General features: G+C 55.4%; 11 protein-coding genes and 1 tRNA gene. All 12 read left to right on the top strand.

Features of this window, described 5'->3' with window-relative positions:
• The first annotated feature begins 399 nt into the window (after positions 1 to 399).
• The 12 genes from JNK54_00295 to JNK54_00240 all read left to right on the top strand — a co-directional run bounded on the left by JNK54_00295 (position 400) and on the right by JNK54_00240 (position 12,970).
• Positions 400 to 981, top strand: a complete 582-nt coding sequence (locus JNK54_00295; protein MBL8022707.1) for an isoprenylcysteine carboxylmethyltransferase family protein — start codon at positions 400 to 402, stop codon at positions 979 to 981.
• On the top strand, positions 930 to 1,841 hold the full coding sequence (locus tag JNK54_00290; protein ID MBL8022706.1) for a DUF3108 domain-containing protein: 912 nt from the start codon (positions 930 to 932) through the stop codon (positions 1,839 to 1,841). Before JNK54_00295 ends, JNK54_00290 begins: the two co-directional genes overlap by 52 nt.
• Before the next feature lie 67 nt (positions 1,842 to 1,908).
• On the top strand, positions 1,909 to 2,538 hold the full coding sequence (locus tag JNK54_00285; protein MBL8022705.1) for a hypothetical protein: 630 nt from the start codon (positions 1,909 to 1,911) through the stop codon (positions 2,536 to 2,538).
• A complete protein-coding gene (gene rfaE1, locus JNK54_00280; protein ID MBL8022704.1) occupies positions 2,535 to 3,521 on the top strand; it encodes a D-glycero-beta-D-manno-heptose-7-phosphate kinase in 987 nt (328 codons plus the stop codon). The genes JNK54_00285 and rfaE1 overlap by 4 nt, the downstream gene beginning before the upstream one ends.
• A complete protein-coding gene (gene kdsB / locus JNK54_00275) occupies positions 3,518 to 4,261 on the top strand; it encodes a 3-deoxy-manno-octulosonate cytidylyltransferase (GenBank protein ID MBL8022703.1) in 744 nt (247 codons plus the stop codon). The genes rfaE1 and kdsB overlap by 4 nt, the downstream gene beginning before the upstream one ends.
• Positions 4,262 to 4,290: 29 nt before the next feature.
• The gene (locus JNK54_00270) at positions 4,291 to 5,889 is read left to right on the top strand and encodes a CTP synthase (protein ID MBL8022702.1); all 1,599 of its coding nucleotides are present in this window, start codon (positions 4,291 to 4,293) and stop codon (positions 5,887 to 5,889) included.
• Between the two features lie 23 nt (positions 5,890 to 5,912).
• Positions 5,913 to 6,452: a hypothetical protein gene (locus JNK54_00265; protein ID MBL8022701.1), complete on the top strand. Its 540-nt coding sequence runs from the start codon at positions 5,913 to 5,915 to the stop codon at positions 6,450 to 6,452.
• Positions 6,453 to 6,585: 133 nt separating this feature from the next.
• Positions 6,586 to 8,412 (top strand): Flp pilus assembly complex ATPase component TadA, encoded by a 1,827-nt coding sequence (tadA, locus tag JNK54_00260; protein ID MBL8022700.1) that lies wholly within the window; start codon positions 6,586 to 6,588, stop codon positions 8,410 to 8,412.
• A gap of 70 nt (positions 8,413 to 8,482) precedes the next feature.
• The gene (locus JNK54_00255; protein MBL8022699.1) at positions 8,483 to 9,883 is read left to right on the top strand and encodes an FAD-dependent oxidoreductase; all 1,401 of its coding nucleotides are present in this window, start codon (positions 8,483 to 8,485) and stop codon (positions 9,881 to 9,883) included.
• A 45-nt stretch (positions 9,884 to 9,928) separates the two neighbouring features.
• The gene (locus tag JNK54_00250; protein ID MBL8022698.1) at positions 9,929 to 11,023 is read left to right on the top strand and encodes an LOG family protein; all 1,095 of its coding nucleotides are present in this window, start codon (positions 9,929 to 9,931) and stop codon (positions 11,021 to 11,023) included.
• Between the two features lie 479 nt (positions 11,024 to 11,502).
• Positions 11,503 to 12,867, top strand: coding sequence for a TrpB-like pyridoxal phosphate-dependent enzyme (locus tag JNK54_00245; GenBank protein MBL8022697.1), 1,365 nt, complete (start codon positions 11,503 to 11,505; stop codon positions 12,865 to 12,867).
• A gap of 19 nt (positions 12,868 to 12,886) precedes the next feature.
• A tRNA-Leu gene (locus JNK54_00240) sits at positions 12,887 to 12,970 on the top strand.
• Positions 12,971 to 13,033 lie beyond the last annotated feature (63 nt).

Here is a 13,033-nt window from a genome sequence, read left to right as displayed (position 1 = left end):
AACCCAAAATCCCCAGTTGAATCACGGGATTCGACAAAAAAATCGGGCCTTTTTCCTTCCCAAAAAAAGTTTGTCCGTAGTCCCCGCGACCGCGCGAGCGGAAGTGTGACGGCGCTAGCCAGGAATGCCAAGGGGGATTGGCCCGCGTGGGAGCGGCCTACGACCTGCACTTTTTTGTTCGTAAAAAAGACCGCTTTTTTCGTCTCGCATCAGCGGCTCTGCCGCCTCAGGTGCCAGGCTCTCTGAGCCTGGCCGGTCCTCGCGCTCAACTGGGGATTCCGGGTTAAGCGCTTTTGTTTTCGATAGATGGAGAGGGGATGTCTTTCTCTTTCGTGGTGGGAACGCTTTGGTGTTGGGGAAATAGGATCGTGGCGTGGATGGTCTTAGGCCAGATCCGTTGTGAAAATAATAAAAAGTGAGGTAACAAACGTGATCGCACGGTGGCGTGTGTTTTTAGGTTTCATTGCGGGGATTGTTTTCCTTTTCTTGTCCCATGTGGATCATTGGCCGAGGGCGGTGGGGGGGCTCTTGATCGCACTCCTTGGTCTGTTGCTCCGGGGGTGGGCGGCGGGCTATTTGGAGAAAGGAAAACGTTTGGCTCAAGACGGTCCTTATGCCTGGGTCCGGCATCCTCTTTACACGGGAAGTTTCTTCATGGCCGTGGGGTTTTGTGTGGCGGGCACCGGCGTGGTCCCCACAGCCAGTGTCATCCTTTGGGGGGTCTTCCTGTTCCTCTTCGGCTGGATTTATCCCCAGCGAATTATCGTGGAGGAGCAATCCCTGGAAAAGCATTTTGGCGATGCGTGGCGAACTTTTACGGGGCGAAACCGGCGTTTCCTTCCGAGCCTTCATCCCTTCCGTCGCGAAAACGCGGACCGGTTCCAATGGTCTCGTTACCTCAAAAATAAGGAGTACAACGCGGCGGTGGGATGGGCAGCCGGAACCGCCGTCATTGTTTTGAAGGGAATCGCTGGATTGTGACGCCTTCCCGTTGGGCCGTTGCGTTTTTGTTTTTGGGGTTTATCCCCATGGCCCACGGGGAGGGGATCGTTGTGTCCACGTCCCCTTCCTTTGTGTTTCAATGGAGGGAGGAACCTGTCCCCCCTTTTGCCGTGGGGGAATCCATTCGCTACATCATTAAATACGGTCTTATTCCCGCCGGTTTTGCCACGCTCGAGGTTGTCTCCACTGAAACGGTGGCGGGCCGGCCGACCTACCGGATCCTGTCCGAAGCCAAAACCAACAAGGGGATGGATGTCGTTTTTAAAGTTCGCGACACGAATGAGTCGTGGATCGACGCGGAGAGTCTCTGTTCCCTTCAATTTCGCCAGGACATTCGTGAGGGGCGCTACACGCGCCGGGTGGAAACGACCTACGATCATCCCGGCCGTCGTTTCCTCTACAAAAAGTGGCGCAAGGGGAACGAATCGGTTCAGGAGGGGGCCATCCCCCCTTTCGTCCATGACGTCCTTTCCAGTTTGTATTACATCCGAACCCGGCCTCTGGAAGTGGGGAAAGATTTCACAATGGACGCTAATTCAGGGGCCACCACCTGGCCCCTGTCCGTTCATGTTCGGGCGCGTGAACAAATAAAGGTGCCGGCCGGGACGTTCGACTGCTTTCACCTGGAACCCGTCCTGGCTGGGGACGGAATTTTCCAAGCCAGTGGACGCTTGGAAGTTTGGGTCACCGTGGATCCCCCCCATATTCCCGTTCTCCTCCGCTCCCGGGTGATGGTGGGCGCTTTTGATGCGGAGATGACGGAGTTTCGACCCGGACCGGTTCCTGATCCCTCTGTAGAATCCATCGCCCCGCCCTCTCCCGAGATGGGCGCCCGTTAACGAGATTTGTTTTAGTATAATCCGCCCATTCGCTTCAATTGTTTGATCCTCAGAGGAGGCTCTTCCTGTGACTTACGAACTCTCATTTCGTGATGCTCTTTCGACCGGTTGGAACATTACCAAAAGCCGATTTCCACTCTTGCTGGCGTTTATGGCGACCTTCTTGCTGCTGGGGGGACTTCGCGCTTTTCTGGGAGAGAAGATGGAATCCCAAATGCTTAATGTCATTATCGGAATCGGGTTTAATGTGTTCAGCTGGTATCTCACCTTTAATGCATTGGGGATTTCCTTGAAACTGATTGACAGTAAGCCTGTGGAATACGCGGATCTCTGGCGGCCGCAAAACAAATTCTGGTTTTACGTTCTGGCGACCCTTCTTTACGGGGTGATCACCGCGTTGGGAACCCTGTTGTTGGTTGTCCCAGGAATAATCCTTGGACTCATGTTTATGTTTTATGGATACGTGATGATTGAAAAGTCGCTCGGGCCCATTGAAGCGCTTCAAGAGAGTAAACGCTTAACCCAGGGGGTGAAAATGGATCTCTTCCTTTTTTCTCTCCTCGCCATTGGTCTGAACCTTTTGGGAATGTTGGCGTTGTTGGTGGGGGTGTTCGTCACAATGATCGTCACGTATTTGGCCATTGCTCACCTCTATCGCCAGCGCACCCGCGCTCTGGAGTTGACTCCCGCGGCATGATCGATCTCGCGACGCGCGTACGATCCTTCCCCGGGTTGCCCGTCCTTGTGGTGGGCGACCTTATGGTGGACCGTTACATTCGCGGGGCGGTGAGCCGTCTTTCCCCTGAGGCGCCCGTTCCCGTGGTGGATGTCCATCATGAGGAATTCATGCCCGGTGGAGCAGGAAATGTGGCGGCCAACATCGCCGCCCTGGGCGGCCACCCCATTCTGGTGTCCCTGGTGGGTGACGATTCCGACGGAGAGCGTCTCCTCTCCTCTCTCAGGGAGAGGGGGGTGGATGTTTCTGGAATCGTCAGGGACCCGTCCCGCCCCACCATTATAAAAACCCGTGTTTTGGCGGGTCATCAACAGGTGGTTCGCTTTGACCGGGAAAACCGAGCCCCCTTTCCCCACGCTCTTGTGGATCGTTTGTTGTCCAGTGTTCGGGACCGGTTGTCCCCTTCGAAGGGGGTCGTCCTATCGGATTATGGGAAAGGGATGGTGAGCGCCCGTCTTTTAAAAAACGTTCTTGGGTGGGCGCACCGCCAAGGCAAGCTGGTTACGGTGGATCCCAAAATCGAACATTTTCTGCGTTACCGAGGGGTCGATTGCATCACCCCCAATCTGAAAGAAGCCACGGAGGGGGTTCGGGGCCTTCCTCCCCAGAGTGATTCCGATGTGGACGCGTTGGGACATCGGATCCTGCGACGGCTTCGATGTCATTCTGTTCTGATCACCCGCAGTGAACGGGGCATGAGTCTTTATCGGGAGAAAAAGCCGCCTCTCCATATCCCGTCCCAGGCACGGGAAGTCTTCGATGTGACCGGCGCGGGGGATACCGTGATCGCCACCTTGAGTCTGGCCCTCGCCGCGGGTGTTCCCTTGGGGGAAGCCGCGCGTTTGGCCAATGTGGCGGCAGGTGTTGTGGTGGCCAAGTTGGGGACCGCGACGGTGAGCCCCCGGGAACTCCTTTCCGCGCTGAAAACCAAGGGAGTCTCATGAACGTTTTGGGGGTGATCCCCGCTCGTTTCGCGGCGCAACGATTTCCAGGAAAACCTCTGGCCCCGATCGCGGGCCGACCGATGATCTGGTGGGTTTGGAACGCCGCACGGAAGGCTCTGCCTCGGGTTGTGGTCGCCACGGACGACCCGCGTATCGTGGAGGCGGTCCGTGGGTTTGGGGGAGAATCCCTCCTCACGTCAAACAAATGCCGAAGTGGAACCGACCGGGTGGCCGAAGTCTCTCGTCGAATAAAAGCGGATCTCTATCTCAATATCCAAGGGGACGAACCTCTCATGACCGCACGGACCCTTCGAAAGGTTTTGGCCCTCCACCAGGACCGATCGGTGGTTTTGGGAACGGTGGCCACGGCATTGACGGCCGCGGATTGGTCGGACCCAAACGCTGTCAAAGTTTTGCTGGATAAGCGGGGGGACTCGCTTTACTTTTCCCGTTCCCCCCTGCCGTATTTTCGCGAGGGAGCCCCCGCATTCCCTCCCCGCAATCGATTCCTGTATAAGCACCTGGGCGTGTATTCCTACCGTCCTGAAACATTGCGGGCCTTTGTTCGTTGGTCTCCGGGATTCTATGAAGGGGCGGAAAAGTTGGAGCAGTTGCGTGCCTTGGAAAATGGGGTTCGTCTGCGCGTGGCGGTGACCCCCGACGATTCCATTGGCGTGGACCTTCCTGGGGACGTGGCCCGGGTGGAAAAAATTTTGAAACGGCGGGGCACAGGGTCGTGAGTCCGTCAACGGAAAGGAAGGGAGGAACGATGGCTAAGTTTATTTTCGTGACGGGCGGCGTGGTGAGTTCTCTGGGAAAGGGGATCGCGGCTTCGTCTCTCGGTCGATTGTTAAAAGCCCGGGGGTTGAACGTGACCATGATCAAATTGGACCCCTATTTAAACGTGGATCCGGGGACCATGAGCCCCTATCAACACGGGGAAGTCTACGTCACGGAAGACGGTGCGGAAACCGACTTGGATTTGGGGCACTACGAACGGTTTATCGACGTAGACATGTCCCGGGACAACAATTGCACGTCTGGACAGATTTACGAAACCGTTTTGGCGAAGGAACGCCGCGGGGAGTTTTTGGGAAAGACCGTCCAGGTGATTCCCCACATCACGAACGAAATAAAAAGTCGCCTCTTCCGCGTGGCCAAAGGCCGCGATATTGTGATTGTGGAAGTGGGGGGGACCGTGGGCGATATCGAGTCCCTCCCTTTCCTGGAAGCGATCCGCCAGATGAGGATCGACGCGGGTCGTGACAATGTGCTCTATATTCACCTGACGCTTGTTCCCTACATCAAAGCGGCGGAGGAACTGAAGACGAAACCCACCCAGCATTCGGTGGGCAAGTTGCGCGAGATCGGGATTGAACCTGATATCATCATTTGTCGGACCGACCGCCCGTTGGGTCAAGAGATTCGGGAGAAGATAGCGCTCTTTTCCAGTGTGCCGGATGACGCGGTGATTGAGGCTGTTGATGTGGACACCATTTATGACGTGCCGCTCATGTTTGAACACCAAGGGTTGGATGAGTTGGTTCTCATGCTTTTGCGTCAGCGCAGTCCCACAAAAGATTTGGCGACTTGGAAAAGCATGGTGGAAAAAATTCGGAACCCCAAGCACCACGTGACCATCGGCGTCGCGGGAAAATATGTTGAACTGAAGGACGCTTACAAGTCCATCGGAGAGGCTCTTCTTCATGGCGGGTTGGCTAACGACACCAAGGTGGTCGTCAAGTACCTGGATGTGGAGGACAAAACCCTGGAAGCGCAACTTCTCCAAGTGGACGGAATCTTGATTCCCGGCGGTTTCGGCGATCGAGGGGTCGAAGGAAAAATTTCGGTGGCGAAATTTGCGCGAGAACACCAAATTCCTTTTTTTGGGATCTGTTTGGGAATGCAGTGTGCTGTCATTGATGTGGCGCGCCACTTGGCGAAACTTTCTAAAGCCAACTCGACGGAATTTGCGTCAAAAACTCCCCATCCTGTCGTGGGCCTTATGAATGAGCAAAACAAAATCACCCAATTGGGGGGCTCCATGCGGTTGGGGGCCTATCCTTGTCGGTTAAAGGCGGGTTCCTTGACGCACAAAGCCTATGGACGGGACATAGTTCACGAACGTCATCGCCATCGCTATGAGCTGAACAACAAGTATCGCCCGGCTCTGGAGAAAGCGGGTCTGCGGGTGGTGGGGGAATACCCCCGGCTTCATTTGGCCGAAGTGGTGGAACTTAAAAATCATCCCTGGTATGTGGCGGTTCAATATCACCCGGAACTGAAATCCCGGCCCCTTCATCCGCATCCGCTCTTTCGGGATTTTATTGCCGCGGCGCTTCACCGACTTTCTCCTCGAAATCATTAACGGCTTTCAACCTGGGGTGGGAAATGGAATCAAGCGGGAGGCGGAGTCGGAGGTGGGTGTGGGGGACCTACACCCTTTCCGTGGTGTGGGTGGGGGGAATTTTGTTCTCTATCCACGGGTCGCTTGTTTCTTCTCGCGGGGAGTGTTTCCGCCGAGAAGGGCGGCGATTGGCCCAGGTGTGGGCCGAACGATTGGCGGAAGCCGGATCGGATCTTCCCCGGCGTTCCCGGCTTCTCCGCCGTTTCGCGGGAGAGATGGATACGCGAGCGGCCGTTCTCCTCAACGAACAAGGCCAGCCGTTGGAAACCCAAGGTGATCCTGTTTCTCTTCCTGTCCTTCCTTCTCTTTCTGAGCCTTCCGATAAGTCCCTTTCCTCTGATTCCTGGGTTTTCTGGGCGCCTCTTTGGGTAGACGGTCGTCGATCCGGGATGTTGGTTTGGGTTCGGAACAGTCAAATCCTCCATGCCGATCGATCCCGGGACCGATCCGGTCTCTTGGCGGCATGGGCCTGGTGGGCCGCGGTGGGGGCCGTTGGGGCCGTTTTTTTCTCCCGTGAGGCATAAACCACTGGACAAATTTGTGTTCTGGATGTAAATAGTTGGTAATGGAATCCCTGGTCAAGTCGCTCTCTTCCCTGACACCCTGTTCCCGGATCCGGTCCGAAAAATCCTTGTTTTTCCCCTTCCCGGATCTGCCATGATCCCACGCCTTCCCAGCGGACGTAAAACCGCCCAAGAAATCCTATTGGAAGCGCGGCTTATTTCCTCCGAAAACATGGCGCTGGCGGAGAAAGAAGCGTCCCAAACGAGCCGCCCCATTCAACAAATTATTATCGATAAGAAGTGGGCCGACAAGGTGGATGTTCTTCAGGTCCTTTCTCGGGAGTGGCGGACCAAGGCGGTGGACCTTGCGGAAATGGAAATTGATCCGGAGGTCGTTCGCCTCTTATCTGAGGCCACGACGCGAAAACATATGGTCATTCCCTTCGCAAAGGAGGACCAGGTCCTCCTTCTGGCCATGGCCGATCCCCGGGATTTCATGGTGTCCGAGGATATTCATATTAAGACGGGGTTGGAAGTTCAGCGTTACCTGGCCATGCCCGAAGATATTTTTCATGAACTGGATAAGGTCTACGGGATTTCCGGAAGTGGGCAGGGAGCGGAACTGCTTAAGTCCGTAACGGACGCGGTCATCCCCGATGTGGATGGCACGTTGGAACGGGTGCAGGAAAAAACGGATGTGACCGAAGTGGACGCCTCCGCGCCTGAAGTTGAAAAAATCGTGAACGGCATTATTCTTTCTGCGCTGGGTCAAAAATCATCGGATATTCACATCGAGCCTTTTGAGGATCCCGCGGGGCGGAATTCCCGCGTGTTGGTTCGGTTTCGAGTGGACGGATTTTTAAAACCTGCCAATTTCCAAATCCCTTGGACATACCGGAGCGCCGTAATCGCGAAGATCAAGATCATGACCAACTCTATGAATATTACCGAACGGAGGATTCCCCAATCGGGCCGGATCCAAGTGATGGCCAAAGGGAATCCCATCGAATTTCGTGTGGAGATCGTGCCCACGGTGTATGGGGAATCTGTTGTCATGCGGATTTTGGATCGGAAAGCTGTTCAAGTGGACATTAAGAAACTCGGTTTTTTCCCTGACACTTTGGATCGTTTTTTGGCTTTGATGGCCGGTGTGGGAGGAAAAAAGAATTTCGGAATTGTTCTCGTGTGTGGGCCCACCGGGTCGGGGAAGTCGACCACGTTGTATGCGGCCCTTAACCACATTAACAGGCCGGACATCAAAATATTGACCGCTGAAAATCCCGTTGAATACAATCTGGATGGGATCGTTCAAGTTCAAGTGAACCCCGATTTGAAATTGGGCGAGGACAAATGTTTTGATTTCGCCACGGCTCTTCGCTCCTTCCTTCGTTTGGACCCCGATGTGATCATGGTTGGTGAAATCCGGGATCAGGAAACCGCGCATATCGCCATGGAAGCGGCCATGACGGGACACCTGGTGTTTTCAACGATCCATACCAACGATGCTTCCTCCACTGTGACGCGGTTGGTGGATATGGGCATCCCCGCGTTCATGGTGGCGAGCACGCTCAAGTGCGTTTTGGCTCAGCGGCTTTGTCGCCGCATTTGCCCCGATTGCCGTACGCCGCGGGCCCCGACAGTCGATGAAATCGCCATTTTTAAAACCAATCACGTCACACTCCCCCCAGACGCACAACTTTTCCAGGGGGCGGGATGCCGAACCTGCAATGGATCGGGGTTTAAAGGGCGGCTTGGAATTCACGAGCTTTTGGTGGTGGACGATACGGTTCGTCTTGGCATGTTGAAAGAGATGACGGCCGATTCGATTCGTGACGCGGCGGTGAACCAATCCCCACAAAAAATGCGGACCATTCTCACGGACGGATTTCAAAAGGTTTTGGAGGGACAGACCACCGCTCGTGAAGTGTTGGGCGGCGCCTCAGAAATTGCCGAAGAGGTCGCCAAAAAAGCCACCGAATGACGGGACCCCAACGGTTGCGAAGGGGGAATGGGTTGAAAGTCCTTTTTGCTGGAGAGTCTTTCCCCAAACAATGACTTCCCGAAAATTTGACGCCATCGTGATTGGTGGAGGTATTACCGGGGCCGGGGTCTTACGGGATTTGGCGTTAAGAGGGTTCCGCGCCCTCCTATTGGAAAGAGGTGCCCTGGGTGCCGCGACCACTGCAGCGTCCAGCCACCTGATTCATGGGGGTGTTCGTTACCTCCTCTACGACCGCCTGACCACCCACGCGACCTGTTGGGATTCGGGTCTCATCGCGCGTATCGCTCGCCCGCTCCTCACACGACTCCCTATTCTGTGGCCGGTCTATCGTGATCATCGACGTGGTTTGGAGACGGTGGAAACCCTTCTCGAATCCTATGACCCGTTTCAACGGTTGAAAGGGGGGAAAATCCATCTTCGCCTTTCGGCCCAGGAAACACGTCGTCTGGTTCCTGCACTCAAAAAAGAGGGACTTCGCGGGGGGCTCCTCTTCGACGAATATTGGGTGGACGCGGTCCGTCTTGTAACGGCCAACGTGGACGACGCGCGCCGGAATGGCGCGGAAGTTCGAGTGGGGGCGGACGTTGTTGGTTTTGAAAGGGGAAAGGATCGTCCCACTCCGGAATCGGGTGTGCGCGTCCATTTTTCTACAGGGGAAGAGGCGACGTTCTGGGCCTCGGTGATCATCAACGCGGCGGGGCCTTGGGCGGATCAGGTGGCCTCCCTAGCGGGAGCCACCCTCGACCTGCGACGGCAAAAAGGGTCCCATTTGGTTTACGATCGTTGTCCACCGATGGTGGGGAACGGTCCTCTTGGCGTGGGGCTCTTGCTCGAGGCTGTGGACCGGGAGCGTTATGTGTTCATTTTGCCAGGACTAGAGAAAACGCTGGTGGGTCCCACGGATTTGAACGATTCGGAGGGGATGTCTCAACTCAAAACAACCGGGGAAGAGATTCAATACCTCCTGAGCTCCTGTCAACGTTATTTTCCGGATTTTCCCATCCGATTTGACCGGACGGTTGTGGGTGCCAGGCCGATTTTGGGGCAGCGGGGTCCGGAAAAACTTTTGTCCCGGGGTTTTCGGGTGGTGGATCATGGGGTGGAAGGGGGGCCCGATCGTTTGATCACCGTGGCGGGAGGAAAAATGTCAGACTTCCGTCTGATGGGTGAGGAAGCCACCGATGCGGCGGCTCGATATATGGGACCGGGCGGTCCCGGCCGAACGTCGGACATTTCCTTGGACGGAATCCCGGTGACCGATTCCCTTCGTGGGAATCCTCCGTCTCCTCAGTTCAAGAAGTTTCTGAACAACCATCCGCGTCTCCGTGAGATCCATGCCCTATTCTTTTTAGGGGCGGCTTACGCCCGCCACTCGGCCCGACGCCTGTTTTTTTCAGAGCGTGACGTTTCGGTGACGGAAGTCATCGCGCATTATCAAGATAAGACTTGAAATAAATGCCCTCCGGGGCCATCCTTTTACAAGAGGCACGACACCATGACGCAAGAACCGACACCACCGCCCCAGAACGAAACCCGTTACCCGGAAGAATCCCATACCGAATCTTTTAACGCGTGGGATCCCGAAATCACCGCACAAATTGACGCGCTTGTGAAACGCGCCCGGGTGACCGATGTCCCGGAAGAAGACATCAGTGATTTGGTCCGTGAAATTGTGGTGACCGCTCTCAAAACCCAGCATTCCCAACTCCGTCGGGGCGAGGCCAAAATCCTCAGTCGGGCCATGCGGGAACTTCGGTTTGGGTTTCGGGTGTTTGGGCCCTATCGGCATCGCCGAAAGGTCACGATTTTCGGTTCCGCCCGAACACGGCCTGCCGATGTGGATTACAAGCAGGCCCGGGCTTTTGCGCGAAAAATGGTTCAACGGGGTTTTATGGTCATCACGGGCGCGGGCCCGGGGATCATGCAAGCGGGCAACCAGGGGGCCGGCGCTGAAAACAGTTTTGGCATTAACATTCGCTTGCCCTATGAACAAGGCACCAATGTGTATGTGGACCGAGGGGAGCGTTTTATCGATTGTCGGTTCTTCTTCACTCGGAAACTCATGTTCGTCAAGGAAGCCAACGCTGTTGCCATCTTCCCCGGCGGGTTTGGCACGCATGATGAGGGGATGGAGGTCCTGACCCTGGTCCAAACCGGGAAGGCGGACCCCATGCCGATCGTCTTCATCGACACTCCTGGGGGATCCTACTGGAAAGATTGGGAATTTTACGTGCGAAAACATTTATTGAAGAAAGGGAAAATTGCTGAAGAAGATTTCAATCTTTTCCGCGTCACCGATTCCATCGGAAAAGCCGCCGACGAAATCGCCCATTTCTATCACAATTATCACTCGGTCCGTTACGTTCGTGACCGGATGGTCATTCGTTTAACCCGACCAATCCCTCAGGTGAATCTGGATGTGCTGGAAAAAGATTTTAAGGACATTTTACTCAAGGGGGCCCATTTCGTTAACCAGGGGGCTCTCCCTGAAGAAGCCGAATTTTTGGAACTGCCCCGACTTGTCTTTCCTTTTAACCGGTTCAATTTTGGTCGGCTGCGCCTCCTCATCAACGCCCTCAACGAATTCTAAAACCGATCGTTCCTTAGGTCAAAAGGGTGGGGCTCACCCTCTCTTTCTGGGGTCATTCTGGCCCAGAGGAAGTCTTCCTAAATGTGGGCGGGGTTCAATCGGTAAGGGGAACAAAACGAACTTCATGAATCAGTGTCGCGGGCCTGTCTGGCCCGCACCCGACCAGGGGCCCTTTTGGGACGCGCAAAAAGAGCCCCTGGACCCCAAAAACGCGCCCCAGCGGCCTGCGCGCGCTTTTTCACCGGAGACCGGACCAACTCCCGGCCCTCAACTTCCAACGGGCCGGATCGGACAGGTCCGGTCCCACTGTCGGCGAAAAAGCGTGCTCGAATCGCCTTATGGGGACCCAAAGGCAGTATCAAAAAAATCTGGGCGCACTTACGCATTGAATTCGTGTGGTGCGACGGATCTTTTATTTTCGTCAGGGAATGATAAAATGGGCTACCGCGTCTTAGCGAATATAGGCAGAGGAGTTCCTAATGAGTGAGACCGTTAAATATTTGTTGGACGAAAAACGACTCCCCAAATTCTGGTACAACCTGGTGGCGGACTTTCCCGTGCCGCCCCCACCCGTTCTCCATCCCGGAACCCATCAACCGGTGGGGCCCGGGGACCTGGAACCCCTGTTCCCCATGTCGTTGATTCTTCAGGAGGTTTCGAAAGAACGGGAAATTGAAATTCCAGAACCGGTTCGGCAGATTTATCGTCAGTGGAGACCTTCTCCTCTTTTTCGGGCCCGCCGTTTGGAAAAAGCTCTCGATACACCAGCGCGGATCTATTACAAATACGAAGGAGTCAGCCCGGCCGGAAGTCACAAGCCGAATACGGCTGTCCCCCAGGCGTTTTATAACCGAGAAGCGGGGATCAAAAAAATTGCGACCGAAACTGGGGCTGGCCAGTGGGGCTCTTCGTTGGCTTTTGCGGGCGCGCTCTTTGGAATTGATGTTCAAGTATTTATGGTGCGTGTCTCCTACGATCAAAAACCTTACCGACGGGCGTTGATGGAAACTTATGGCGCGAGGTGCGTGGCTTCTCCGTCTCAAGAAACCCAATCGGGGCGGGCGATTTTAGAAAAGAATCCTAACCATCCCGGGAGTTTAGGCATCGCCATCTCGGAGGCTGTGGAAGTGGCCGCCCAACGGGACGACACCAAATATGCCTTGGGCTCGGTTTTGAACCATGTCCTTTTACACCAGACGGTTGTGGGTCTGGAAGCCCTGGAGCAAATGGAAATAGCGGACGACTATCCGGACATTCTGGTGGGATGTACCGGGGGTGGGTCCAATTTCGGTGGTTTGGTCTTTCCTTTTTTAGGGGCACAACTTCGGGGCGGAAAAAAAGTGCGGGTGGTGGCGGTGGAACCCGCCGCGTGCCCGACCCTCACCCGAGGGCCCTTTGCCTATGATTTCGGAGATACAGCGCATCTGACGCCACTGACCAAAATGCACACGTTGGGATCCACTTTTACACCTCCCGGGTTTCATTCTGGCGGGTTGCGGTATCACGGGATGGCGCCTCTCGTGAGCCACGCCCTGGACTTGGGTTTGATGGAAGCGACGGCCTATCACCAAACCACGTGTTTTGCGGCCGGAGTCCAATTTGCCCGTGCCGAAGGCATCCTCCCGGCCCCCGAAGCCAACCACGCCATTCGGGGCGCCATTAACGAGGCGCTGAAATGCAAAGAGGAAGGGGTGTCCCGAGCGATTCTTTTTAACCTCTGTGGTCACGGTCATTTTGATATGCAGGCCTATATGGACTACAATGCAGGAAAACTGGTGGATCAAAAACTGGATGAGGGCGAACTGGCCATGGCCCTCGCCGGATTGCCTACGGTCAAGGCCTGAGAAAAGAAATTCAATTTTAGCCCGGGTGGTGGAATGGCAGACACACAGGACTTAAAATCCTGAGGTCCCTAGGATCGTGCGGGTTCGAGTCCCGCCCCGGGCAGTTTTAGTGTGGGACTCGAAGCCGACCCTTGCGCTGTCATGAATGGCAGAAAAGGGCGGCGAA

The sequence above is a fragment of the Elusimicrobiota bacterium genome (assembly GCA_016788905.1).
Lineage (GTDB): Bacteria > Elusimicrobiota > Elusimicrobia > FEN-1173 > FEN-1173 > JADKHR01.
This window is presented reverse-complemented; position numbering and strand designations above follow the sequence as displayed.

Bases quoted from the DNA above. Each gene is read 5' to 3' on its own strand.
- JNK54_00245 (MBL8022697.1), top strand. From the start codon at position 11,503: ATGAGTGAGACCGTTAAATATTTGTTGGACGAAAAACGACTCCCCAAA.
- JNK54_00265 (MBL8022701.1), top strand. From the start codon at position 5,913: ATGGAATCAAGCGGGAGGCGGAGTCGGAGGTGGGTGTGGGGGACCTAC.
- tadA (MBL8022700.1), top strand. From the start codon at position 6,586: ATGATCCCACGCCTTCCCAGCGGACGTAAAACCGCCCAAGAAATCCTA.
- JNK54_00250 (MBL8022698.1), top strand. From the start codon at position 9,929: ATGACGCAAGAACCGACACCACCGCCCCAGAACGAAACCCGTTACCCG.
- JNK54_00270 (MBL8022702.1), top strand. From the start codon at position 4,291: ATGGCTAAGTTTATTTTCGTGACGGGCGGCGTGGTGAGTTCTCTGGGA.
- kdsB (MBL8022703.1), top strand. From the start codon at position 3,518: ATGAACGTTTTGGGGGTGATCCCCGCTCGTTTCGCGGCGCAACGATTT.
- JNK54_00290 (MBL8022706.1), top strand. From the start codon at position 930: ATGGGCAGCCGGAACCGCCGTCATTGTTTTGAAGGGAATCGCTGGATT.
- rfaE1 (MBL8022704.1), top strand. From the start codon at position 2,535: ATGATCGATCTCGCGACGCGCGTACGATCCTTCCCCGGGTTGCCCGTC.
- JNK54_00255 (MBL8022699.1), top strand. From the start codon at position 8,483: ATGACTTCCCGAAAATTTGACGCCATCGTGATTGGTGGAGGTATTACC.